Annotated in this window: 20 protein-coding genes; 15 read left to right on the forward strand and 5 right to left on the reverse strand. The window is 66.6% G+C overall.

Features of this window, described 5'->3' with window-relative positions; all coding sequences use genetic code 11:
- Positions 1-304: 304 nt before the first annotated feature.
- Entirely contained in the window at positions 305-562 is a 258-nt protein-coding gene (locus ACGHN1_RS02005) for a hypothetical protein (RefSeq protein WP_390547897.1), read from the reverse strand.
- Between the two features lie 399 nt (positions 563-961).
- Between ACGHN1_RS02005 and rpoB the strand changes: the two genes are divergently transcribed.
- The 3 genes from rpoB to gltX all read left to right on the forward strand — a co-directional run bounded on the left by rpoB (position 962) and on the right by gltX (position 11,054).
- Positions 962-5,170, forward strand: a complete 4,209-nt coding sequence (gene rpoB / locus ACGHN1_RS02010; RefSeq protein WP_390547899.1) for a DNA-directed RNA polymerase subunit beta — start codon at positions 962-964, stop codon at positions 5,168-5,170.
- Positions 5,171-5,245: 75 nt separating this feature from the next.
- Positions 5,246-9,610: a DNA-directed RNA polymerase subunit beta' gene (gene rpoC, locus ACGHN1_RS02015; protein ID WP_390547901.1), complete on the forward strand. Its 4,365-nt coding sequence runs from the start codon at positions 5,246-5,248 to the stop codon at positions 9,608-9,610.
- Positions 9,611-9,710: 100 nt separating this feature from the next.
- Positions 9,711-11,054 (forward strand): glutamate--tRNA ligase, encoded by a 1,344-nt coding sequence (gltX, locus tag ACGHN1_RS02020; RefSeq protein WP_390547903.1) that lies wholly within the window; start codon positions 9,711-9,713, stop codon positions 11,052-11,054.
- A gap of 12 nt (positions 11,055-11,066) precedes the next feature.
- Here gltX and ACGHN1_RS02025 read toward each other — a convergent pair whose 3' ends face one another.
- Positions 11,067-11,246, reverse strand: a complete 180-nt coding sequence (locus ACGHN1_RS02025) for a hypothetical protein (RefSeq protein WP_390547904.1) — start codon at positions 11,244-11,246, stop codon at positions 11,067-11,069.
- 80 nt (positions 11,247-11,326) lie between these two features.
- On the opposite strand from ACGHN1_RS02025, the gene ACGHN1_RS02030 reads away from it, so the two are divergent.
- Positions 11,327-13,036 (forward strand): SulP family inorganic anion transporter, encoded by a 1,710-nt coding sequence (locus ACGHN1_RS02030; RefSeq protein WP_390547906.1) that lies wholly within the window; start codon positions 11,327-11,329, stop codon positions 13,034-13,036.
- A gap of 4 nt (positions 13,037-13,040) precedes the next feature.
- On the opposite strand, the gene pyk is transcribed toward ACGHN1_RS02030, so the two are convergent.
- The gene (gene pyk / locus ACGHN1_RS02035; protein WP_390547908.1) at positions 13,041-14,495 is read right to left on the reverse strand and encodes a pyruvate kinase; all 1,455 of its coding nucleotides are present in this window, start codon (positions 14,493-14,495) and stop codon (positions 13,041-13,043) included.
- A gap of 50 nt (positions 14,496-14,545) precedes the next feature.
- Here pyk and ACGHN1_RS02040 point away from each other — a divergent pair, with 50 nt between their 5' ends.
- The 4 genes from ACGHN1_RS02040 to ACGHN1_RS02055 all read left to right on the forward strand — a co-directional run bounded on the left by ACGHN1_RS02040 (position 14,546) and on the right by ACGHN1_RS02055 (position 16,465).
- A complete protein-coding gene (locus tag ACGHN1_RS02040) occupies positions 14,546-14,854 on the forward strand; it encodes a DUF1244 domain-containing protein (RefSeq protein ID WP_390547910.1) in 309 nt (102 codons plus the stop codon).
- Positions 14,855-14,929: 75 nt separating this feature from the next.
- A complete protein-coding gene (locus ACGHN1_RS02045) occupies positions 14,930-15,166 on the forward strand; it encodes a DUF2312 domain-containing protein (RefSeq protein WP_086437467.1) in 237 nt (78 codons plus the stop codon).
- A 71-nt stretch (positions 15,167-15,237) separates the two neighbouring features.
- Entirely contained in the window at positions 15,238-16,107 is an 870-nt protein-coding gene (locus ACGHN1_RS02050; RefSeq protein WP_390547912.1) for an SDR family oxidoreductase, read from the forward strand.
- Positions 16,108-16,147: 40 nt separating this feature from the next.
- Entirely contained in the window at positions 16,148-16,465 is a 318-nt protein-coding gene (locus ACGHN1_RS02055; RefSeq protein WP_390549735.1) for a heavy metal-binding domain-containing protein, read from the forward strand.
- A gap of 12 nt (positions 16,466-16,477) precedes the next feature.
- Here the strand turns inward: ACGHN1_RS02055 and ACGHN1_RS02060 are convergent, their stop codons facing one another.
- Positions 16,478-17,233: a type II CAAX prenyl endopeptidase Rce1 family protein gene (locus ACGHN1_RS02060; protein ID WP_390547914.1), complete on the reverse strand. Its 756-nt coding sequence runs from the start codon at positions 17,231-17,233 to the stop codon at positions 16,478-16,480.
- Positions 17,234-17,290: 57 nt separating this feature from the next.
- Here ACGHN1_RS02060 and ACGHN1_RS02065 point away from each other — a divergent pair, with 57 nt between their 5' ends.
- From ACGHN1_RS02065 to ACGHN1_RS02080, 4 genes are all read left to right on the forward strand, one after another.
- Positions 17,291-18,037, forward strand: a complete 747-nt coding sequence (locus ACGHN1_RS02065; RefSeq protein WP_390547916.1) for a YebC/PmpR family DNA-binding transcriptional regulator — start codon at positions 17,291-17,293, stop codon at positions 18,035-18,037.
- 10 nt (positions 18,038-18,047) lie between these two features.
- Entirely contained in the window at positions 18,048-18,518 is a 471-nt protein-coding gene (gene ruvC / locus ACGHN1_RS02070) for a crossover junction endodeoxyribonuclease RuvC (protein WP_390547917.1), read from the forward strand.
- Between the two features lie 160 nt (positions 18,519-18,678).
- Positions 18,679-19,029 (forward strand): ArsC family reductase, encoded by a 351-nt coding sequence (locus ACGHN1_RS02075; protein ID WP_390549737.1) that lies wholly within the window; start codon positions 18,679-18,681, stop codon positions 19,027-19,029.
- The gene (locus ACGHN1_RS02080) at positions 19,008-20,075 is read left to right on the forward strand and encodes a glycerophosphodiester phosphodiesterase (RefSeq protein ID WP_390547919.1); all 1,068 of its coding nucleotides are present in this window, start codon (positions 19,008-19,010) and stop codon (positions 20,073-20,075) included. Before ACGHN1_RS02075 ends, ACGHN1_RS02080 begins: the two co-directional genes overlap by 22 nt.
- Here ACGHN1_RS02080 and ubiG read toward each other — a convergent pair.
- Entirely contained in the window at positions 20,056-20,814 is a 759-nt protein-coding gene (gene ubiG, locus ACGHN1_RS02085) for a bifunctional 2-polyprenyl-6-hydroxyphenol methylase/3-demethylubiquinol 3-O-methyltransferase UbiG (RefSeq protein WP_390547921.1), read from the reverse strand. The two genes, ACGHN1_RS02080 and ubiG, sit on opposite strands and share 20 nt — an antisense overlap.
- Positions 20,815-20,871: 57 nt before the next feature.
- On the opposite strand from ubiG, the gene ACGHN1_RS02090 reads away from it, so the two are divergent.
- The 3 genes from ACGHN1_RS02090 (at position 20,872) to ACGHN1_RS02100 (ending at position 23,839) form a co-directional block, all read left to right on the forward strand.
- Complete coding sequence (locus ACGHN1_RS02090; RefSeq protein ID WP_390547923.1) at positions 20,872-22,167, forward strand: aspartate kinase; 1,296 nt, start codon at positions 20,872-20,874, stop codon at positions 22,165-22,167.
- 103 nt (positions 22,168-22,270) lie between these two features.
- Positions 22,271-23,437, forward strand: coding sequence for a formate-dependent phosphoribosylglycinamide formyltransferase (gene purT / locus ACGHN1_RS02095; RefSeq protein ID WP_390547925.1), 1,167 nt, complete (start codon positions 22,271-22,273; stop codon positions 23,435-23,437).
- Between the two features lie 3 nt (positions 23,438-23,440).
- Positions 23,441-23,839 (forward strand): GtrA family protein, encoded by a 399-nt coding sequence (locus tag ACGHN1_RS02100; RefSeq protein ID WP_390547926.1) that lies wholly within the window; start codon positions 23,441-23,443, stop codon positions 23,837-23,839.
- The last annotated feature ends 24 nt before the right edge of the window (positions 23,840-23,863 follow it).

Below are 23,863 nucleotides of genomic sequence, written 5' to 3' on the forward strand. Positions count from 1 at the left end.
ACTCCTTCACTGTGATCGCCCGGGATGGCTCCCGAACGACCGGCTCACATCGCTGCGCGGCTCATGCCGTACAGCAGATATCCATCGATGGGGAAGGAGGGCGCTATCAACGCCGTGGCAGCGCATGAGCGCGGCCGTATAATCTCGTTTCCCCGTCTAGGCTGGACATTAAGACCGGCAAGATCCGGTCACCAACTGTCTCGGACGGATGAACGGCAGATACAAAGAGGCCCGCCGTTCCGGGCGGGCCTCTAGGGAATTCCGTGTGGAAGTCAAGCCGGGATGCGGTGCACCCCGGGCATGATCACATCGGGGTTTCTTCGGCAGCCGGGGTCTCGGTGCCCATGTCGTCGGCCATGGTGTCGTCGGCCATGTCGTCGGTCATGGTGTCGTCGGTCATGGTGTCGTCCATCATCGGGTCGGTGGTGCCGGTGGCCATCGGCTCGACGGGAGCGGGTTCCATGGCGGTGGTGTCGGTGCCGTCGACCGGTTCTTCGGCGGCATTGTCGCAGGCGACGAGGCCGAGGGCCAGCGGGAGCGCGACGAGAGCGATCTTCTTCATGTGAACAATCCTTTGAGCCGTGATTGGCCGCCATATTATCGCCTTATTCGAACCGGCATGCAAGCGGGAATAAAGCGGGCGTGACGCGCGAAGTCGATCGTTCCGGCCATCGATCGCCGCTGGCCCGTGCGCCGTTTGACATCGGGCCGGGGGTTTCCTACATGCCTTTCCGACCGCACGCTTCGAGCGAGTCCGATTCATGCGCGGGTATCGGACACAGGATGGAAGCGGCGTTTCCATATCGCGACGTTTGACAGGATGCTGCAGCCCAGCCGCCCCCACCGGCGCGCCCATGCTGCGGCCTCTTTTCGCGTCTGCGGCATGGCTCTCACGCGCATGAGACATTTTTCCGCTCCGGCACCCCGGTCCGGCGCAAGGCGAAGAGGCGAACACCACATCATGGCAACCAAGGCCCCGACGAAGAAGTCCGCGTCCCAGAAGGTTTCGGGCACTGCGAAGCGTCGCATCCGCAAGATCTTCGGTGACATCCACGAAGTCGTGGACATGCCGAACCTGATCGAGGTCCAGCGCGAGAGCTACGAGCAGTTCCTGCGTTCGGACAAGGAGATCGACTACGTCTCCGGCCTCGAAAAGACGCTGCGAAGCGTGTTCCCGATCCGGGATTTCGCCGGCACCGCCGAACTCGACTTCGTGAACTACGAACTCGAGGCGCCAAAGTACGACATCGTCGAATGCCGCCAGCGCGGCATCACCTACGCCGCGCCCATGAAGGTGACCCTGCGCCTGATCGTGTTCGAGGTGGACCAGGAGACCGAGACCCGCTCCGTGCTCGATATCAAGGAGCAGGACGTCTACATGGGCGACATGCCGCTCATGACCGAGAACGGCACCTTCGTGATCAACGGCACCGAACGCGTCATCGTCTCGCAGATGCATCGTTCGCCCGGCGTGCTGTTCGACCACGACCGCGGCAAGACCCACTCGTCCGGCAAGCTGCTGTTTGCAGCGCGGATCATCCCCTATCGCGGCAGCTGGCTCGATTTCGAATTCGACGCCAAGGACATCGTCAACGTCCGTATCGACCGCAAGCGCAAGCTGCCGGTGACCAGCCTGCTGTTCGCGCTGGGCCTCGATGCCGAGGATATTCTCGACCAATTCTACGACACGGTCGCCTGGAAGCGCGCGACCGGCAAGAAGGGCGAAGGCTGGACCATCCCCTTCGTCCCCGATCAATGGCGCGGATTCAAGCCGGCCTTCCCGCTGGTCGACGCCAAGACCGGCGAGGAAATGTTCGCCGCTGGCCAGAAGATCAGCCCCCGCGCTGCCAACAAGGCGAAGAAGGACGGCTTGGAAACACTGCTCCTGCCGACCGAGGAAATCTTCGGCCGCTATGCCGCGCGCGACATGATCGACGAGAAGACCGGCCGGATCTGGATCGAGGCGGGCGAGGAAGTCAGCCCCGAGAACCTCGAAGCGCTCGACCAGGCGGGCGTCGATGCAATCGACCTGCTCGACATCGACCACATCAACACCGGCCCGTGGATGCGCAACACGCTCCAGGCCGACAAGGCCGAGAACCGCGAGGAAGGCCTGGAAGCGATCTACAAGGTCATGCGTCCGGGCGAGCCGCCGACCAAGGAAACCGCGGAAGCACTGTTCGAAGGCCTGTTCTTCGATGGCGATCGCTACGACCTGTCGGCCGTCGGCCGCGTCAAGCTCAACATGCGCCTCGAACTTGATGCCGAGGACACCGTGACCACGCTGCGCAGGGAAGACATCCTCGCCGTGGTCAAGGAACTGGTCGATCTCAAGGACGGCAAGGGCGAGGTCGACGACATCGACAACCTCGGGAACCGCCGTGTGCGCTCGGTCGGCGAGTTGCTTGAAAACCAGTACCGCGTCGGCCTGTTGCGCATGGAGCGCGCGGTGAAGGAACGGATGAGCAGCGTCGACGTGTCGACCGTGATGCCGAACGACCTGATCAACGCCAAGCCCGCCGTGGCCGCGGTGCGCGAGTTCTTCGGCTCGAGCCAGCTCTCGCAGTTCATGGACCAGACCAACCCGCTGTCCGAAGTCACGCACAAGCGGCGCGTGTCGGCGCTGGGGCCGGGCGGCCTCACCCGCGAGCGCGCGGGCTTCGAGGTCCGCGACGTCCACCCGACGCACTATGGCCGCATCTGTCCGATCGAAACGCCCGAAGGCCCGAACATCGGCCTCATCAACTCGCTGGCGAGCTTCAGCCGGGTGAACAAGTACGGCTTCATCGAGACGCCCTACCGCCAGGTGAAGGACGGCAAGGTCACCGAGGACGTGATCTACCTCTCCGCCATGGAGGAGCAGAAGCACACCGTCGCGCAAGCCTCGGCCGAGCTCGACGAGAGCGGCGGCTTCGTCGAGGAACTGGTCTCGGCTCGCCACAATGGCGACAACCTCATGGCTCCTCGCGAGCAGATCACGCTGATGGACGTCAGCCCCAAGCAGCTCGTGTCCGTGGCGGCCTCGCTGATCCCGTTCCTCGAGAACGACGACGCCAACCGCGCGCTGATGGGCTCGAACATGCAGCGCCAGGCGGTGCCTTTGGTCAAGGCCGAGGCACCATGGGTGGGCACCGGCATGGAAGAGACCGTGGCGCGTGACAGCGGTGCGGCGATCGCGGCCACCCGCGGCGGTATCGTCGACCAGGTCGACGCCACCCGCATCGTGATCCGCGCGCAGGGCGAGGTCGAGGCCGGCCAGTCCGGCGTCGACATCTACAGCCTGCAGAAGTTCCAGCGTTCGAACCAGAACACCTGCATCAACCAGCGCCCGCTGGTGAAGGTGGGCGATCTGGTGGAGCAGGGCGACATCATCGCCGACGGTCCCTCGACGGACCTTGGCGAGTTGGCGCTGGGCCGCAACAGCCTCGTCGCCTTCATGCCCTGGAACGGCTACAACTACGAGGACTCGATCCTCATTTCCGAACGCATCGTGAAGGACGACGTCTTCACCTCGATCCACATCGAGGAGTTCGAGGTGATGGCCCGCGACACCAAGCTCGGGCCGGAAGACATCACCCGCGACATCCCCAATGTCGGCGAGGAGGCTCTGCGCAACCTCGACGAGGCGGGCATCGTCTACATCGGCGCGGAAGTGCACCCGGGGGACATCCTCGCGGGCAAGATCACGCCGAAGGGCGAAAGCCCGATGACGCCGGAAGAGAAGCTGCTCCGCGCGATCTTCGGCGAAAAGGCGAGCGACGTGCGCGACACTTCGCTGCGTCTGCCCCCGGGCGTGTCCGGCACGGTGGTCGAGGTGCGGGTGTTCAACCGCCACGGCATCGAGATCGACGACCGTACCCGCGCGATCCAGAACGAGGAAATCGAACGCCTCCGCAAGGATGCGGCGGACGAACGCGCGATCCTCAACCGGGCGACCTACAATCGCCTGCGCGACATGCTCGTCGGCCAGACCGCTTCGGCGGCGCCCAAGGGCGTCAAGAAGGGCTCCGAGATCACCGACGAGGTGCTCGAGGAAGTCGACCGGCACGAATGGTTCAAGTTCGCCGTCGCCGACGACAGCCGGCAGCAGCAGCTCGAAGCGATCAAGGGCCAGTACGACGAGGCCGTGAAGGTCATCGACGCCAAGTTCGAGGACCGCAAGGAGAAGCTCGAGCGCGGCGACGAGCTGGCCCCGGGCGTGCTCAAGATGGTCAAGGTCTTCGTCGCGGTGAAGCGCAAGCTGCAGCCGGGCGACAAGATGGCCGGCCGTCACGGCAACAAGGGTGTCATCAGCCGCATCCTGCCGGTCGAGGACATGCCGTTCCTCGAGGACGGGACCCCGGTCGATGTCGTGCTCAACCCGCTGGGCGTGCCTTCGCGCATGAACGTCGGGCAGATCTTCGAGACCCATCTCGGCATGGCGGCCCGCAACCTCGGCCACCAGATCGGCGATGCGCTGGAGGAATGGAAGCAGGCCAACCCGAACGCCGCCGAGGACTATGCCGGTGCGAAGCCGCCCGAGGCTGTCGTTGAGCGTCTCAAGGAGACCTACGGCGCGCAATATCATGGCGACATCGAGAGCCGTTCGACCGAGGAAATCGTCGAACTCGCCGGCAATCTCGCCGCCGGTGTACCGATGGGCACCCCGGTGTTCGACGGCGCGCGCGAAGGCGACGTGACGGTGGAGCTCGAAAAGGCCGGGTTGCACAGCTCCGGCCAGTCGGTGCTATTCGACGGCCGCACCGGCGAGGCGTTCGACCGCAAGGTGACCGTGGGCATCATCTACATGCTCAAGCTCCACCACCTCGTGGACGACAAGATCCACGCGCGTTCGATCGGTCCGTACTCGCTCGTCACCCAGCAGCCGCTGGGCGGCAAGGCGCAGTTCGGCGGCCAGCGCTTCGGTGAGATGGAGGTCTGGGCCCTCCAGGCCTACGGCGCGGCGTACACGCTGCAGGAAATCCTCACCGTGAAGTCGGACGATGTGATCGGGCGGACCAAGGTCTACGAGGCGATCGTCAAGGGCGACGACACCTTCGAGGCGGGTATTCCCGAGAGCTTCAACGTGCTCGTCAAGGAAATGCGCAGCCTGGGCCTCAACGTCGAGTTAAAGAGCCTCGCCGACGAGGACGAGGACGACGATCCGGCCATGCAGATCGCGGCGGAGTGAGGGGGCGGCCGAGAGCCCGGCAACTCCCTCCCGCCACCCGCCACGAAAAAATTCACCCGCTAGGGACATGAAGTCATGAACGAACTGACCAAATTCACCAACCAGCTCGCGAAGCCCGAAACCTTCGACGAGATCCAGATCGGCATCGCCAGCCCCGAGCGTATCCGCTCGTGGTCCTTCGGCGAGATCAAGAAGCCCGAGACGATCAACTACCGCACGTTCAAGCCCGAGCGTGACGGTCTGTTCTGCGCGCGCATCTTCGGTCCGGTGAAGGATTACGAGTGCCTGTGCGGCAAGTACAAGCGCATGAAGTACAAGGGCGTCGTCTGCGAGAAGTGCGGCGTCGAGGTGACCGTGACCAAGGTCCGCCGCGAGCGCATGGGCCACATTGAACTGGCCGCGCCGGTCGCGCACATCTGGTTCCTGAAGTCGCTGCCCAGCCGCATCGGCCTGCTGCTCGACATGCAGCTGAAGCAGCTCGAGCGGATCCTCTATTTCGAGAGCTACGTCGTCACCGAGCCGGGCCTGACCCCGATGGAGAAGTTCCAGCTCCTGACCGAGGACGAACTGCTCGAGGCGCAGGACGAATATGGCGAGGATGCCTTCAGTGCCGGGATCGGCGCCGAAGCGGTCAAGGCCATGCTGATGGACCTCGATCTCGAACAGGAGAAGGAAGACCTTCTCGAAGAGCTCGCGACCACCAAGTCGGCGCTCAAGCCCAAGAAGATCATCAAGCGGCTGAAGGTCGTCGAGAGCTTCATCGAGAGCGGCAATCGGCCGGAATGGATGATCCTCGAGGTCGTGCCGGTCATCCCGCCCGAACTGCGCCCGCTGGTGCCGCTCGACGGTGGCCGCTTCGCGACCTCGGACCTCAACGATCTCTATCGCCGCGTCATCAACCGCAACAACCGCTTGAAGCGTTTGATCGAGCTGCGCGCGCCCGACATCATCGTGCGCAACGAAAAGCGCATGCTGCAGGAATCGGTCGACGCCCTGTTCGACAATGGCCGTCGCGGCCGCGTGATCACCGGTGCCAACAAGCGTCCCCTGAAGTCGCTCAGCGACATGCTCAAGGGCAAGCAGGGCCGCTTCCGTCAGAACCTGCTCGGCAAGCGCGTCGACTATTCGGGCCGTTCGGTCATCGTCACCGGCCCCGAACTCAAGCTGCACCAGTGTGGCCTGCCGAAGAAGATGGCGCTCGAGCTGTTCAAGCCGTTCATCTACGCCCGGCTCGACGCCAAGGGTCTGTCGATGACGCTCAAGCAGGCCAAGAAGTGGGTCGAGAAGGAGCGCAAGGAAGTCTGGGACATCCTGGATGAAGTCATCCGCGAACACCCGGTGCTTCTGAACCGCGCGCCGACGCTTCACCGTCTCGGCATCCAGGCGTTCGAGCCCGTGCTGATCGAGGGCAAGGCGATTCAGCTGCACCCGCTCGTCTGCTCGGCCTTCAACGCCGACTTCGACGGCGACCAGATGGCCGTCCACGTGCCGCTTTCGCTGGAAGCCCAGCTCGAAGCACGCGTGCTGATGATGAGCACCAACAACATCCTCTCGCCCGCCAACGGCAAGCCGATCATCGTGCCTTCGCAGGACATGGTGCTGGGGCTCTATTACCTGTCGATGGAACGCCAGGAGAAGACCCCCGAGTTCGTCGACGGCGACAAGAAGGGCGAAAAGCACCAGCGGCTGCCGATGTTCTCGGACATGGCGGAGGTCCACCAGGCGCTCGAGACCAAGCAGGTCACGCTGCACACCAAGATCGTTGCCCGCGTTCCGCAGGCCGACGAGGACGGCAAGACGCAGATGAAGCGGTTCGAGACCACGCCGGGCCGCATGTTGATCGGCGAATGCCTGCCCAAGAACCACAAGGTTCCCTACGACGTCATCAACCGGCTCCTGACCAAGAAGGAGATCGGCGACGTCATCGACCAGGTCTATCGCCACACCGGCCAGAAGGACACGGTGCTGTTCGCCGACGCGATCATGACGTTGGGCTTCCGCCACGCGTTCAAGGCCGGCATTTCCTTCGGCAAGGATGACATGATCATTCCGGAATCGAAGGTGAAGCTCGTCGAGGAGACCAAGGAACTGGTCGCCGGCTACGAGCAGCAGTATCAGGACGGCCTGATCACCCAGCAGGAAAAGTACAACAAGGTGATCGATGCCTGGAGCCGCTGCGGCGATCAGGTGGCCGACGCCATGATGGACGAGATCAAGGCCCGCCCGATCGACGAGGACGGCAAGGAAGCCGAGATCAACTCGATCTACATGATGAGCCATTCGGGTGCGCGTGGTTCGCCGGCGCAGATGAAGCAGCTCGCGGGTATGCGCGGCCTCATGGCCAAGCCTTCGGGCGAGATCATCGAGAACCCGATCATCTCGAACTTCAAGGAAGGTCTCAACGTCCTCGAATACTTCAACTCCACCCACGGCGCCCGCAAGGGCCTCGCGGACACGGCGCTGAAGACGGCGAACTCGGGTTATCTCACCCGCCGCCTCGTCGACGTGTCGCAGGACTGCGTCATCGTCGAGGAGGATTGCAAGACCGAGAACGCGCTCGAAATGCGCGCGATCGTGCAGGGTGGCTCGGTCATCGCCTCGCTCGGCGAGCGCATCCTCGGCCGCACGATCACCGAGGACTTGGTCAATGCCAAGACCGGCGAGGTCATCGTCAAGGCGGGCACGCTGCTCGACGAGCCGATGGTCAAGGAGATCGAGGACGCCGAGGTCCAGGTGGCCAAGATCCGCTCGCCGCTGGTCTGCGAGGCCGAACAGGGCGTCTGCGCGACCTGCTACGGGCGCGATCTCGCGCGCGGCACGCCGGTGAACATCGGTGAAGCGGTCGGCGTCATCGCGGCGCAGTCGATCGGCGAGCCCGGCACCCAGCTGACGATGCGGACCTTCCACATCGGCGGCGCGGCGCAGCTCAACGAGACCAGCCATCTGGAATCGATCTCGGACGGCAAGGTCGTCTATCGCGACATGCCGACCATCGTCGACAAGAGGGGCCGTATCCTCAGCCTCGCCCGTAATGGCGAACTGGCGGTGATCGATGCCGAGGGTCGCGAGCGCGAGATCCACAAGGTGCCCTACGGCACCGTGCTGATGCACAAGGATGGCGACAAGGTCTCCGAAGGCGATCGGCTGGCGGAATGGGATCCGTTCACCCTGCCGATCATCACCGAAACCTCGGGCGTGGTGAAGTATCAGGACCTCATCGAGGGCACGACGCTGGAGGAACAGGTCGACGATGCGACCGGTATCGCCCAGCGCGTGGTCACCGAGGTGCGCACCACCGGCCGCAAGAAGAAGGACGATCTGCGTCCGCGCCTCACCCTGCTCGGGGAAGGCCAGAGCGACGAGGAAACCGAGGCGCAGCGTTACCTGCTGGCTCCGGGCACCACGCTCTCGGTCGAGGACGGCCAGGAAGTCCAGGGTGGCGACATCCTCGCCCGTGCCAGCCGCGAGGCAGCCAAGACCCGCGACATCACCGGCGGTCTGCCGCGGGTGGCGGAGCTGTTCGAGGCGCGTCTGCCCAAGGACATGTCGGTGATCGCCAAGGTCTCAGGCAAGATCGAATTCGTTCGCGAATACAAGGCCAAGCGCAAGATCGCGATCATTCCGGAAGAGGGTGATCCGGTGGAATACCTGATCCCCAAGACCAAGGTGATCGACGTTCAGGAAGGCGACTTCGTCAAGAAGGGCGACACGCTCATCTCCGGCGCGCCGAACCCGCACGACATCCTCGAGGTCCTCGGGATCGAGGCGCTGGCCGAGTATCTCTGCACGGAGATCCAGGAGGTCTATCGACTCCAGGGCGTGAAGATCAACGACAAGCACATCGAGGTGATCGTTCGCCAGATGCTGCAGAAGGTCGAGATCACCGACGGCGGCGACACCGTGCTGCTGCCGGGAGAACAGGTCGATCTGGGCGAAATGCACGAGGCCAATGCCAAGCTCGGCAAAGGCAAGAAGCCGGCCGAGGGCAAGCCGATCCTGCTCGGGATCACCAAGGCCTCGCTCCAGACGCGTTCCTTCATCTCGGCGGCGTCTTTCCAGGAAACGACCCGCGTGCTCACCCAGGCCGCGGTCGAGGGCAAGAAGGACACGCTGATCGGTCTCAAGGAGAACGTGATCGTCGGCCGTCTCATCCCCGCCGGTACCGGCGCGGGCATGAACCGGCTGCGCGTCACCGCTTCCGGCCGCGATGCTGCCCTGCGGGCGCAGTGGAAGAAGGCGCAGGAGGCGATCATCGCCGCCCAGACCGCCGAGGAAGAGCACCAGGCGGAACTCGCCCAGGGTCCCGAGGCGGCGATCGGCGACGATCCGCTGGCGACCATGGAGGGCGAGACCCACGGCACCGATGCCGATGCGGGCGAGTATCTCGAAGGCGCCGAGAATGCCGAGGCGATCGAGAAGGAGAGCGGCGAGGCCGAATAGGCCCGCCTTCCTTCCAAAAGCAAGATCGGCCCCCCGGACCTCAGGCGTCCGGGGGGCCTTTTTCTTGCGCCTTCCCGATCGGGCGGGCTAACGGCTCGGGATGGCCAAAGTCACCCGTTTCGCACCCTCGCCCACGGGGCGCCTGCATGTCGGCAACATCCGGACCGCGCTGCACAATTGGATGCTGGCGCGAAAGACGGGCGGGCGGTTCCTGCTGCGGATCGACGATACCGATGCGGCGCGCAGCCGCGAGGAACATGTCGAGGCGATCCGGGCCGATCTCGCCTGGCTGGGGCTCGAACCCGATGGCGAGGAACGGCAGTCGCAGCGACTGGCGCATTACGAGGCCGCTTTCGAGACGCTGAAGCAGTCCGGGCGGGTCTATCCGGCCTACGAGACGCAGCAGGAGCTGGAACTCAAGCGCAAGGTGCAGCTCGGCCGCGGCCTGCCCCCGATTTACGACCGCGCCGCGCTGTCGCTGACGGAGGAGCAGCGCGCCGCGAAGGAAGCCGAGGGCGTGGCCCCGCACTGGCGTTTCCGCCTCGACCACGACGAGGCCATCGTCTGGCAGGATGGCGTTCGTGGACCGCAGACATTCGATCCGGCACAATTGTCCGACCCCGTGGTCCGACGGGCCGACGGCAGCTGGCTCTACATGCTGCCGAGCGCGGTCGACGATATCGCCCTGGGGATCACCGATGTCCTTCGCGGGGAGGACCACGTCTCCAATACCGCGGTGCAGGTCCAGATGTTCACCGCGCTCGGTGCCCGACACCCGCGGTTCGCGCACGAGGCGCTGCTGGTGGGCCGCGAAGGCAAGCTGTCGAAACGGCTCGGGTCGCTGGGCTGCGACGCCTTTCGCGAGCGCGGCATCGAACCCGATGCGCTGGTCGCCCTGCTCGCCCGGCTCGGCACGGCGCTTCCGGTCGAACCCATCGCCGATCGCCAGGTTCTACTGGAAAGCTTCGATCTGGGCACCTTCGGCCGCGCCCCGGCGAAGTTCGACGAGGACGAGCTGGAGCGACTCAATGCCGCCATCGTTCACCAGATGAATTACGATGCCGTTGCCCATCGTCTGCCCGACGGCATGGACGAGGCCGGGTGGCACGCGATCCGCCCCAATCTGGCGCATGTCGGCGAAGCGGCGGACTGGTGGCGGCTTGTCACCGGGCCGGTGGAAGCACCCGCGTTTTCACCCGAAGAACGCGCCTATCTGGCGGAAGCGGTGCGCGTGGCGCAGGGAGATGGCCTTGCCGTCGACGACCCCTGGCGCGCGCTCACGGGCGCGCTCAAGGAATCGACCGGACGCAAGGGCCGGGATTTGTTTCTGCCGCTGCGCCAAGCGCTAACCGGCATGGATCACGGCCCGGACATGGGCGAACTTCTGCCGTTGATCGGGGCCGAACGGGCGCGCGAACGGCTTGCCCGCGCGGCATCGGGCTGAGGGATGCGGGCGCTACAGGTCGACATCCTTGTTCGGGCGCGCCTCGATTTCTTCCTGCAGACGCTTGGCGCCAACTTCCGCTTGCCGATCGGTCGCGGCCCCCGCCTTGCGGTTGCGCATGGTCCCGTAGATGATCGCACCGATCAGCAAGAGCGGCCCGACGATCAGGACGATACCCCAGAATCCTTCCACGATTTTTCTCCTGTCTTTCTTGAAGACCAACGCCCGATGACGGCGATCTTTCCGAAAGCCGCGAACGGACGGGGTTGCTGATGCCCGGTCGCGCACTGGTTCCGCGCCTCGCATGGCTGCCCGGCTACGGCGCAGAGGCAGCGGCGAAGGATGCAATCGCAGGTCTCGTGCTCTCGATTCTGCTGGTACCGCAGGCGATGGCCTACGCCCAGCTCGCCGGGCTGCCGCCGGAAATGGGTCTCTTCGCCGCGCTGCTGCCGCCCGTGCTCTATGCCCTGTTCGGAACGAGCAGCTTCGTCTCGCTGGGCCCGGTGGCGCTGGTATCGCTCGTCGTCGCCGAGGCGGCGGGCAACAGCGGCGGCGATCCGGCAACCGCCGCGGTCCTGATCGCCATCGAGGCCGGCGTGCTGCTGATGCTGCTGGGCGGGCTCGGCCTGGGGCGACTGGTCAATTTCATAAGCGAGCCGGTGCTGCTCGGCTTTACCGCCGCGGCGGCGTTCCTGATCGCGGCGAGCCAGTTGCCGACCCTCCTGGGGATCGAGGCGGCGCGCTCGGGAAACCTCGTCGGCGCGCTCTCCACTCTCCTCGGCTCGATCGAGCAGACGAGCTGGCCGACGCTGTGGGTGGGGGCCGGCGCGCTGGCCGCGCTGCTGCTCGCCAACCGGCTCGCCGCCCCGCTGCTGTGGAAGCTCGGCGTCAGGCCACCGTTCCGGCAGGCGATCGCCAAGGCGGTTCCGCTCGCGGTGATCGTGGCGGCGGGTTTCGCCGCGACCCTGTGGCCGGGCGCCGTCGCCACGGTGCGGGCGATCGATGCAGCGCTGCCCTCGCTCCCCGGCGGGCTCGGCGCACCGCGGCTGTGGCTCGACCTGCTGCCCAGTGCCGTAGCGGTGGCGATAATCGTGTTCGTGACGGCCACCGCAGTGGCGAAGTCGCTCGCGGGCAGCGACCGCAGCCAGCTCGACACCAGTCGCGAGGCGGTGGCGCTGGGCAGCGCCAACATCGCCGCCGCGCTCACCGGCGGATATGCCGTCGGCGCCAGTCTCAGCCGCTCGGCACTGGTCGAGGACAGCGGCGCGCGCTCGCCGCTCGCCAGCGTCGTCGGCGCATTGGTGGTTCTCGCGGTCCTGCTGCTCCTCGCGCCGCTGCTGGCCTTCCTGCCGGAGACGGCGCTGGCGGCGCTGGTCATCAGCGCGGTCTTCGGCCTCATCAAGTGGCGCGATATCAAGGATGTCTGGCGGCACGACCGGATCGAGGGAGCGATCATCGCGCTCTCCTTCCTCGGTACGCTGTTGCTGGGGGTGCGCTGGGGGCTGGCGCTGGGGGCCGGTCTCGGGATCGCGCATTTCCTCTGGTTCTCGTCGCTTCCGCGCGTCACCCGCGTGGGCACCGACGATGGTGGTGTCACCTTCCGCTCGATCGACCGCGAGGCGGTGCAGCTGGAAACCCTGCCCACGCTGGTGGTTCGGATCGACCGTTCGCTCTATTTCGGCAATGCCGCCTATTGCGAGGAGGAGATCCTCGATCGCCTTTCCGAGCACGAGACCATCGAGAAGCTGATCCTCGACATGCGGGCGGTGAACGATGTCGATGCCAGCGGCGCGGCGATGCTGCGCCGGTTGACGGTGCGATTGCGCGAGATGGGGGTGGAGGTGCATTTCGCGGAAATCCACGCGCCGGTGCGCGCGCGGATGAATGGGCTCGACAGCAAGGCCTGCACCTTCCATCGCAGCGTGCGCCAGGCGGTGGAGCATTGCGGCGTCCTGCTCGACGACACGCTGCCCTACACCTGAGACATCATCGCCGATGGCGGTCCAGTTCGTCGCCGGAAAGGGTGACGATGTGTAGCAGATTGGTGCTCCCGGGCGTACCGAAGGGAACCCCGGCCAGCGCGATCAGCTTGTCCCCGCCCGCGCCGAAACCGTGCCGCAACGCCATGCGCCGGCCCTTGGCGATCATTTCTTCGAAGCTGCCGATGTCGCGGGTGACGACGGCATGCGCGCCCCACAGCAGGCCCACGCGGCGCGCGGTCTCCAGCGAGGGCGTAAGCGTCAGCATCGGCACGCTCGGCCGTTCGCGCGCCACGCGCCGCGCGGTCGAACCGGAGAAGGTGAACACCGTGATCGCCCGGATCGCCACCGTATCGGCGATGGTCATGCAGCTGTGCGCCAATGCATCCGCCGTGGTCCGGTCGGGCGGGGTGTCGAGGAAGCGGATGCGCGGCAGATAGGCCTCGTCGCGTTCCACCTGCGCGGCGATGCGGTCCATCATCGCCACCGCCTCCTCCGGCCATTCGCCCGCGGCGGTCTCGGCCGAAAGCATGACTGCATCGGCCCCGTCGTAGACCGCGTTGGCGACATCGGAGACCTCGGCACGGGTCGGGGCCGGGCTCTCGATCATCGATTCGAGCATCTGCGTCGCCACGATCACCGGCTTGCCCGCGGTCCGCGCCTGGTTGACGATCCGCTTCTGCAGCGGCGGCACCTCGAAGGGCTCGAGCTCGACCCCGAGATCGCCGCGCGCGACCATCAGGGCATCGGCGAGCTCGAGAATCTCGTCGAGCCGGCGCACCGCGCTCGGCTTCTCGATCTTGGCGCACAGGGCACCCTTGCCGCCCATCAGCTTGCGCGCCTCGGCCAGATCCTCGGGCCGCTGGACGAAGCTGAGCCCGATCCAGTCGACCCCCTGGTCCATGGCGAAGGCGAGATCGCGCCGGTCCTTGTCGGTCAGCGCCGGGATCGGCACCTCGGCATCGGGCACGTTGACCCCCTTGCGGTCGGAGATCACCCCCCCGACCTCGGCCGAACAGAGGATCTCGTCCTCCCCGGCGCGGATCACCTTGAGCCTGATCTTGCCGTCGTTGATCAGCAGCCGCTGGCCCTTCTCCAGCACCCCGAACAGTTCGGGGTGAGGCAGCTGGACGCGGGTATCGTCTCCCGGCTCGTCGCGGCGGTCGAGGGTGAAATGACCCGAATGGCGGATCACGGCCTTGCCGTCCTTGAAGCTGCCGACCCTGAGCTTGGGACCCTGGAGGTCCGCGAGGATCGCGATCGGCCGGTCGAATTTCTTTTCCATCGCGCGGATCGCGGCGATGGTTTCGGCATGGGTCGCGTGTTCGCCGTGACTCATGTTGACGCGAAAGGCGTCGGCACCGGCACGGAAGAGCCGCTCGAGCATTTCGGGATCGCGGCTGGCCGGGCCGAGCGTGGCGAGAATCTTGACCTTGCGGTCGCGGGGAGCGAATTTCTTCATGCGCGGCCGCCTATGGCAGAGCCGCGTGACGGAATGAAGGAGGAAGCGTTTTGCCCACACCCGACCCGGTCGACGATCTCGACGATGCAGTGGCCGCCGCCGCCTTCCGCCGACTGGTCCGCCACCTGCGCCATCGCCACGATGCGCAGAACATCGAGCTGATGGGGCTCTCCGGGTTCTGCCGCAACTGCCTCGCCGACTGGATCCGGGACGCCGGTTACGCGGGCGACAAAGCGGCTGCGCGCGAACTGATCCATGGCATGCCGCAGGAGGAGTGGAAGGCCACCCGCCAGACCCCGGCGACGCAGGAGCAGCTCGACCGGATGGCGGCAAGCGTGGCGAAGAATCGCGTGGATTAGAACCGCGCCCTGTTCACCCGGGCGACTGCGCTGGCTATCGAGCCGCCAACCGATTCACCAATGGAGCCCGACAAGATGGCCGAAGCCACCGACGACCGCCTGCGCCTGCTGATCGAGCGCATCGAACGCCTCGAGGAAGAGAAGAAGGGCATCGCCGACGATATCCGCGACGTCTATGCCGAGGCCAAGGCGGTGGGTTACGATACCAAGATCATGCGCCAGATCGTGCGTCTGCGGAAGATGAAGCCCGACGACCGCAGCGAACAGGAAATGATCCTCGACACCTACAAGGCCGCGCTCGGCATGGGTTGATCTTGCCGGTGGTTGGTTTCGGAACGCGACCGGGCGCTCGCCAGTAGGTGGGGGCGAAAGGAACACGCCCCATGCCCACCGAGACCGATACCGCCTTCATCGAAGAGACCGCCGAAGAGCCCCGGATGCCGGGGCACGAGACCGCGCTCGACCGCAAACCCAAATGGGAACCGCGCTTCCCCGGATCGGGGCGCCTGAAGGGCAAGGTGGCGATCGTCACCGGAGGCGATAGCGGCATCGGCCGCGCCACCGCCGTGCTGTTCGCGCGCGAAGGGGCGAAGGTCGCGATCGCCTATCTCGAGGAGACCGACGACGCCAAGATCACCAAGGACGCGATCGAGCAGGAAGGCAGCGAGGCGATCCTGCACGAGGGCGATCTGGGCGATCCGGCGGTCGGCAGGGCGCTGGTCGACAAGGTGATCGGCAAATGGGGCCGGCTCGACGTGCTGGTCAACAATGCCGGCGAGCAGCATCCCGACTACGACATCGAGGACATCACCGCCGAACAGCTCCAGCGCACCTTCCAGACCAACATCTTCGCGATGTTCTATCTGGTGCAGGCGGCGCGACCGCATCTCAAGAAGGGCGCGGCGATCGTCAATTGCACCAGCGTGACGATGTACAAGGGCGCGGCGATCCTGCTGGACTATTCGGCCACCAAGGGTGCGATCACCGCCTTCACGCGCTCGCTCTCCGAAAACCTGATCGAGGACGGAATCCGTGTGAACGCCGTCGCGCCCGGCCCGATCTGGACCCCGCTCAATCCCATGGGCGGCCAGCCCAGGGAGGAGATGGACGATTTCGGCAAGGACACGCCGATGGGGCGGCCGGGCGAGCCCAACGAGGTCGCGCCCGCCTTCCTCTTCCTTGCCTGCGAGGATTCCTCCTATATGTCGGGCCAGGTGCTGCATCCCAACGGCGGCATCATCGTCAACGGCTGAGGAGGACAGGATGGCAGGCCCCTGGAAAGACGCGCGCGGGATCACCGTCACCACGACACCGACGATCGAAGGAAAGCCGATCCAGGAATATCTCGGCATCGTCACCGGGGAAGTGATCGTCGGTGCCAACATCTTCCGCGATCTCTTCGCCAACATCCGCGACATCGTCGGCGGGCGTTCGGGTAGCTACGAGCGCATCCTGCGCGAGGCGCGCGAGCGGGCGATCGAGGAATTGCAGGCCGAGTGCGGGACGCTGGGCGGCAATGCGGTGGTCGGGATCGATCTCGATTACGAGGTGATCGGCGATACCGGGTCGATGCTGATGGTTTCGGTCAGCGGTACCGCCGTCAAGGTCTGACCCCGGACCGGATCAGGCTCCGGTCGCATACCGTGTGCCGAGATAGACCAGCCCCAGCGCGGTGCCGTTGTGCATCGCGTGGAGAGCGATGCTGGCCCAGAGCCCGTAATACACCCGCAGATAGCCGAGGATCGCGCCGAGGATGAACTGCGGCAGCACCAGCGGCAGCAGCACCCACAGCGCCCCCTCGCTGAAATTGAGCAGGTGGATGCAGGCGAACGCCAGCGTGCTCAGCCAGAAGAACACCGGGAAGAGCCGCCGGAACCAGCGCATCGGCGGCTTGCGGCGTCCGCTCCAGGAGAGCCAGGCGGCGAGCAGGCCGAAAATGGCGAGCGCCGCCAGCGCCCAGACGCCCGTGCCGGGAATGCCCGTCCCCATGATCGCCGCGGCGGCGGCCCCTGCGAACAGCAGCGAGGCGATCGCCAGCAGATGGCGCGCGCGGCCCGACAGCCAGCCGCGAAAGACGATCTCCTCCATCAGCGGTGCGCCGACCACGACCGCCAGCGCGACTCCGGCGGTGATCTCCATTTCCGCCAGCGCGGTTTCCGGCAGTTCGAAGCCCGCCGCCATCACCGCGCCCGCGGTCAGGGCGAGCACCGCCATCAGCAGCACGTCGAGCGCGTACATCCGCACGAGCGCCGCGGCCGCGCCCGCGGAAAAGCGCGCGGTGCGTTCGGGAAGGACCGGCCGCGCCACGAAGCGCCGGAAGGCGCGCCATTCCGCGCGTGCCGTATCGCCCCGGACCGGGCTTGTCGTCACCTCTGTCATGCGGCTATTGCGGCCCCGATTTTCCACCCATCAGCGATACGCGAAGAAGCATAGCACATGGCAGGCCATTCCAAGTTCAAGAACATCATGCACCGCAAGGGTGCCCAGGACAAGAAGCGCTCCAACCTCTTTTCCAAGCTCAGCCGCGAGATCACCGTGGCGGCCAAGATGGGCATGCCCGATCCGGACATGAACCCGCGCCTCAGGCTGGCGGTCAACGCCGCCAAGGCGCAGTCGATGCCCAAGGACAACATCCAGCGCGCGATCGACAAGGCCACCGGCGGCGACGACGAGAATTACGAGGAGGTCCGCTACGAGGGCTACGGCCCGGGCGGCAGCGCGATCATCGTCGAGGCGCTGACCGACAACCGCAACCGCACCGCCACCGCCGTGCGCACCGCCTTTTCCAAGAACGGCGGCAATCTTGGCACCGAGGGCAGCGTCGTCCACGGCTTCGAACGGTTGGGCTTCATCCTCTATCCGGCCGATGCCGGGAGCGAGGAGAAGGTGCTCGAGGCGGCGATGGAAGCGGGCGCCGAGGACATCGCCTCGACCGATGACGGCCACGAGATCTGGACCGCGGCCGACGATCTCCACCAGGTCGCCGCCGATCTCGAGAAGGCGCTGGGCGAGGCGGAGACCGTCAAGCTCGCCTGGAAGCCCAACCTCACCGTCGACATGGACGAGAAGGACGCGGGCGTGCTGCTCAAGCTGATCGACGCGCTCGACGACGACGACGACGTCCAGACGGTCTGGGGCAATTACGACATCTCCGACGAAGTCATGGAGAAGGTGGAGGGCTGACGGAGGTCGGGTGACTCACATCCTCGGCCTCGACCCTTCGCTTTCCTGCACGGGCTGGGGCGTGATCCGCGTCGAGGGCTCGCGGTTGGCGCATGTCGCCAACGGGCAGATCGCCACCGACCCCTCGGCACCCATGGCAGCCCGGCTGGCGGCGCTCCAGGCGGGGATCGCCGAAGCGATTGCCACCCACCGCCCCGATCGCGCCGCGGCCGAGGAGGTCTTCGTCAACAAGAACCCGCAATCCACGCTCAAGCTCGCCCAGGCGCGCGGCGCGGTGCTGGCGGCTTGCGGGGAAGCGGGTATCGAGGTGCGCGAACATGCCGCGCGGGCGGTCAAGAAGGCCATCGTCGGCACCGGCGGCGCCGACAAGGCGCAGGTCCAGGCCATGCTCAAGGTGCTGCTGCCCGGTGCCGCGATCGCCGGTCCGGACGCTGCCGACGCGCTGGCGGTCGCCATCGCCGACGCGCACCGGCCGATCTGACCTTTCCTGCCGGCCTTTCCTACAAGCGGGCGCCGGGCTAGGGGGCGTCGACGATCGCGTCTCCACCCGCCCTGCGTTCCGACGACAATGCCGGCGCGGGGCACGGGGAATTTCCTCTCCTGGACCGTGTAACACCCGGTCCATGTCCTACAGGCATCCGATGACCATCCAGCTTTACGGCATCCCCAATTGCGACACGGTCAGGAAAGCGCGGCGATGGCTCGATGCCCGGGGCCTCGATTACACCTTTCACGACTTCAAGAAGGAAGGTGCCGATCCCGCGAAAGTCGAAAGCTGGATCGCCGCCAAGGGTGTGGGCACCGTGCTCAACCGGCGCGGGACGACATGGCGCAAGCTCGACGATGCGCAAAAGGCCCGTGCGGACGACAGTCACGAGGCCGTCTCATTGCTGGTTCAGCATCCCTCGATGATCAAGCGTCCGGTCGCCGAACACGCGGGCGGCATCATCATCGGTTTCGAGGAAGACGAATGGTCCGCCGCCTTCTCCTGATTGTCGCTGCCGCGCTCGCGGCGCCCGCCGCGGCCCAGCCCGCCCCCAAGCCCGCCCCCGAGCCCGCCACCGGGGACATGCTGATCATCGCCCACCGCGGCGCGAGCGGGGAGCGGCCCGAGCACACGCTCGCCGCCTACGAGCGGGCGATCGACCAGGGCGCGGACTACATCGAACCCGATCTGGTGGTGACCAAGGATCTCGTCCTCGTCGCGCGGCACGAGACCGAGCTGTCCGACACCACCGATGTCGCCGCGCGCGAGGAATTCGCCGAACGCAAGCGGACCAAGGATATCGAAGGCCGGATGGTCAGCGGCTGGTTCGCCGAGGACTTCACCCTTGCCGAACTGCGCACGCTGAGGGTCACGGAGCGCATGCCGGAGCTTCGGCCGCAGAACGTCCGGTTCGACGGGCTATATCAAGTGCCGACTTTCGACGAGATCGTGGCGCTGGTGGAGGCCAAGGAGGCCGAGACGGGCCGCACCATCGGCCTCTATCCGGAACTCAAGCACCCGACCCTGCTGCTGCAGCAGGCGGGGATCGACACGGTCGATCTGCTGGTCACTGCCCTGCGCAAGCACGATCTCGACGATGCGGACGATCCCGTCTTCGTGCAGATCTTCGAAGTCGGCCCGCTCCAGCGGCTCGACCGGATGGTGGATGTGCCCCTGGTCCTGCTGATCTCCTCCGAGGGTGGACCCTTCGACGAGCCCGCCATGCGCTGGGCGCAGATGATGACTCCCTCTGGCCTTGCCGAAATCGCCGACTATGCCGACGGGATCGGCCCCTACATGGGCCACGTCCTCGCCCCGGACGGCACGCCGAGCGCGCTCGTGGCCGATGCCCATGCGGCGGGGCTGACGGTCCATCCGTGGACGGTGCGCAAGGAAAACGGCTTCCTGCCGCCGGCCTTGCGCCGCGGAAGCGATCCGGCGGCGCGCGGCGATGCCGAGGCGCTGATCGGCCTGCTCGTGGCGGCCGGAGTGGACGGCTATTTCACCGACGATCCCGCGCTCGCGGTCGCGGTCAGGAACGCCGGACGCTGAGGATGTAGTTGAGCGAGCAATCGCTCGACAGGTGCAGCCCCCGGGCGGGCGAAAAGGCGATTCCCCGCCGCTCGACCGGTTCGAGCCCGAGGTCGGCCAGCATGCCGCCCAGTTCCTCGGGCGTCACGAAATCCTCCCAGTGGTGGGTCCCGCGCGGGATCAGTCCGATCGTCTCCGCCGCGCCGACCATCAGCAGCCGCGATTGCGGCGTGCGGTTGGGGGTGGACAGGATCATGAGGCCGCCGGGAGCCAGCCGCTCGGCGAGCGCGCGCAGGAAGGCGGGCTTGTCGGCGACATGCTCGATGACCTCGAGCGCGGTGACGAGATCGAAACTGCCGATGTCGAGCGCGGCGACCTCGCCGGCAATGTAGCGGATGTCGAGCCCGCTGCCCTCCGAATGGGCGGCGGCGGCGGCGACGTTCTCGGGCGCGGCATCGACGCCCGTCACCTCCGCTCCCAACCGCGCCAGCGGCTCGGCGAGAAGGCCCGCGCCGCAGCCGACGTCGAGCGCGGATTTGCCCGCCAGCGGCGCGCGGTCGCGTACGTCGCCGCCCCAATGCGCATCGATCGCCTGCCGGACGAAACGCAGCCGCACCGGGTTGAGCCGGTGGAGCATCGCCGAGGAACCCTTCGGATCCCACCAGTCGGCCGCCAGCGCGCCGAAATGGGCGGCCTCGCCCGGCCGGATCGTCGATCCCGCCGCAATGCCGCCGGTCCGCTGGGCTGTTGCATCTTCCATGGGTGCTGCCGTAACAGCGCCGCTCGGCACAATCCAGCGGGAGGCATCGCTCCGGTCTTGGCACGCATCGTGATGAAATTCGGCGGCACTTCGATGGCCGGCACCGAGCGCATTCGCCGGGTGGCGAACATCGTGCGCCGGCAGGCGGCCGGGCGCGACGGTGAACGCAATCAGGTCGCCGTGGTGGTCAGCGCCATGGCGGGGGAGACCGACCGGCTGGTCAACTTCTGCCGCGAAGCCAACGCGCTCTACGATCCGGCGGAATACGACGTCGTGGTGGCGAGCGGGGAACAGGTCACCAGCGGCCTCCTGGCGTTGACGCTCCAGGCGCTGGGGCAACCGGCCCGCAGCTGGCTCGGCTGGCAATTGCCGGTCCACACCGTCGAGAACCACGCCAAGGCGCTGATCGACCGGATCGAGGGCAGCGGGCTGATCGCGGCGATGGAGGAGGGGCAGATCGCGGTGATCCCCGGCTTCCAGGGCCTGTCGCCGGAAGGCCGGGTGACGACCATGGGGCGCGGCGGATCGGACACCAGCGCAGTGGCGGTGGCGGCGGCGATCGGGGCGGACCGCTGCGATATCTACACGGATGTCGACGGGGTCTACACCACCGATCCGCGGATCGTCGCCCGGGCGCGCAAGCTGAAGGCGGTGACCTACGAGGAGATGCTCGAGCTCGCCAGCGTCGGGGCCAAGGTGCTGCAGACCCGCAGCGTCGGCCTTGCCATGCGCGCGGGCGTGCGGGTCCAGGTGCTGTCGAGCTTCGTGGACGACGATGCGACGCCGGCCGACGACCATCCGGGCACGATGATCGTGTCCGAAGACGAAATGAACCAGCTCGTGGAGAGGGGCGAAGTGGAAAGACAGCTCGTAACCGGGATCGCGCACGACAAGAACGAGGCGAAGATCATCCTCACCCGCGTGCCCGACCGGCCCGGATCGGTGGCGCATATCTTCGAGCCGCTGGCCAAGGCCAGCATCAATGTCGACATGATCATCCAGAACGTCGGCCGCGACAAGGGCGAGACCGACGTGACCTTCACCGTGCCGCAGGCCGACCTCGCACGGGCGCAGGCACTGCTGGAGGATCGGCGCGAGGAGATCGGCTACAACCGCATCATCACTGACAGCCACATCGCCAAGATCAGCGTCGTTGGCGTCGGCATGAAGAGCCATGCGGGTGTCGCCGCGACGATGTTCGCCGCGCTCGCCGAGCGCGGGATCAACATCCAGGCGATCACCACCTCCGAGATCAAGGTCAGCGTGATGATCGACGAGGACGAGACCGAGCTGGCGGTGCGCGTGCTGCACACCGCCTACGGCCTCGACGCGCCGGACGAGAGCGCGGGGTGATCCGGCGCCCGGCCGTGTGGGGCGCCGGCCTGCTGCTGGCGGCGGGTCTGGTCTATCTCGCCTATCAGGCCGGCTTCGCGCTCGGGCGGGGGGCGGCACGGACGTGAGCCACACCGCCAAGTTCCTGCTGCTGGGTTCGGGGGAGCTGGGCCGCGAGTTCGCGATCTCGGCCAAGCGGCTGGGCGCCTTTGTTGTCGCCTGCGATGCCTACGACGACGCGCCGGCGATGCAGATGGCCGATGCGCGCGAGGTGTTCTCCATGCTCGACGGCGTCCGGCTGCGCGAGGTGGTCGAGGCGCACCGGCCCGACTTCATCGTGCCCGAGATCGAGGCGATCCGCACCGAAGTTCTGGCCGAGCTGGAGGGGGAAGGCTTCACTGTTGTCCCGACCGCCCGCGCGGCGCAGATGACCATGAACCGCGATGCGATCCGCGATCTCGCCGCGAACGAGCTCGGGCTGCGCACCTCGGCATACCGCTATGCCAAGAATTTCGAGGAGGTACGTGCCGCCGCCGCACACACCGGATACCCCTGCGTCGTCAAGCCGGTGATGTCGTCGAGCGGGAAGGGCCAGAGCAGGGTCGATGGCGAGGCGGGGCTCGAGGAGGCCTGGGACTATGCCGTCGCCAACATGCGCGGCGACCGGGCGCGGGTGATCGTCGAGCAGTTCGTCCGCTTCGACTACGAGATCACCCTGTTGACGGTGCGCCACGCGGGAGGCGTGACCTTTTGCCCGCCGATCGGCCACCGGCAGGAACGCGGCGACTATCGCGAGAGCTGGCAGCCGATGGCGATGGGCGATGCGGCGCTGGCGAGCGCGCAGGACATGGCGCGCAAAGTGGTCGACGAGCTTGGCGGGCACGGTCTGTTCGGCGTGGAATTCTTCGTCTGCGGCGACGAGGTGATCTTTTCCGAGCTCAGCCCGCGTCCGCACGATACCGGCATGGTCACGCTGGCGAGCCAGAACCTCAGCGAGTTCGATCTGCACGTGCGCGCGATCATGGGCCTGCCCGCCCCCGCAACCATCCGGGCGCGCCCTTCGGCCTCCGCGGTGATCCTGGCGGAACGCGACAGCGACGTGGTAAGCTATTCGGGGCTTGCCGAGGCGCTGGTGGAAGAGGGGACCGACATCCGCATCTTCGCCAAGCCGACCAGCCGGCCCTACCGCCGCATGGGTGTGGCGCTGGCGACCGGTGGCGACACCGACGAAGCGCGGCGCAAGGCCCGCGAAGCGGCGGGCAGGATCCACATCCACTACGGCACGGATTGAAGCATGCGCGCGTTCGCGGGCCAGTTCCTGCGTTTCGGCATGGTCGGCACACTGGCGTTCGCGATCGATGCCGGCACGCTGTGGCTGCTGATGGGTGCCGGGGTCGGCCCGTTCGTCGGGAGGATCGTGTCCTTCATTCCCGCCTTCGCCGCCAACTTCCTGCTCAACCGGTTGTGGACGTTCGGACGGAAGGCGGGCGATCGGACCGCCAGCCAGGCGTCGCGCTATCTCATGGTCCAGCTGACCGGAATGGCGATCAACTACACCGTCTTCGCCGGGATCGTCGCGGCTTTCGGGCAGGATCGCCGCCTCGCCATGCTGGCGGTGGCGGCCGGATCGATGGCGGCGGTGAGCTTCAATTTTCTCGGCGCGCGATATCTCGTCTTCCGCCGCCGCGGGTAAGCGTGCTTGTCGGCCGCACGGGTG

The sequence above is a fragment of the Qipengyuania sp. MTN3-11 genome (assembly GCF_042851825.1).
Taxonomy (GTDB): domain Bacteria; phylum Pseudomonadota; class Alphaproteobacteria; order Sphingomonadales; family Sphingomonadaceae; genus Qipengyuania.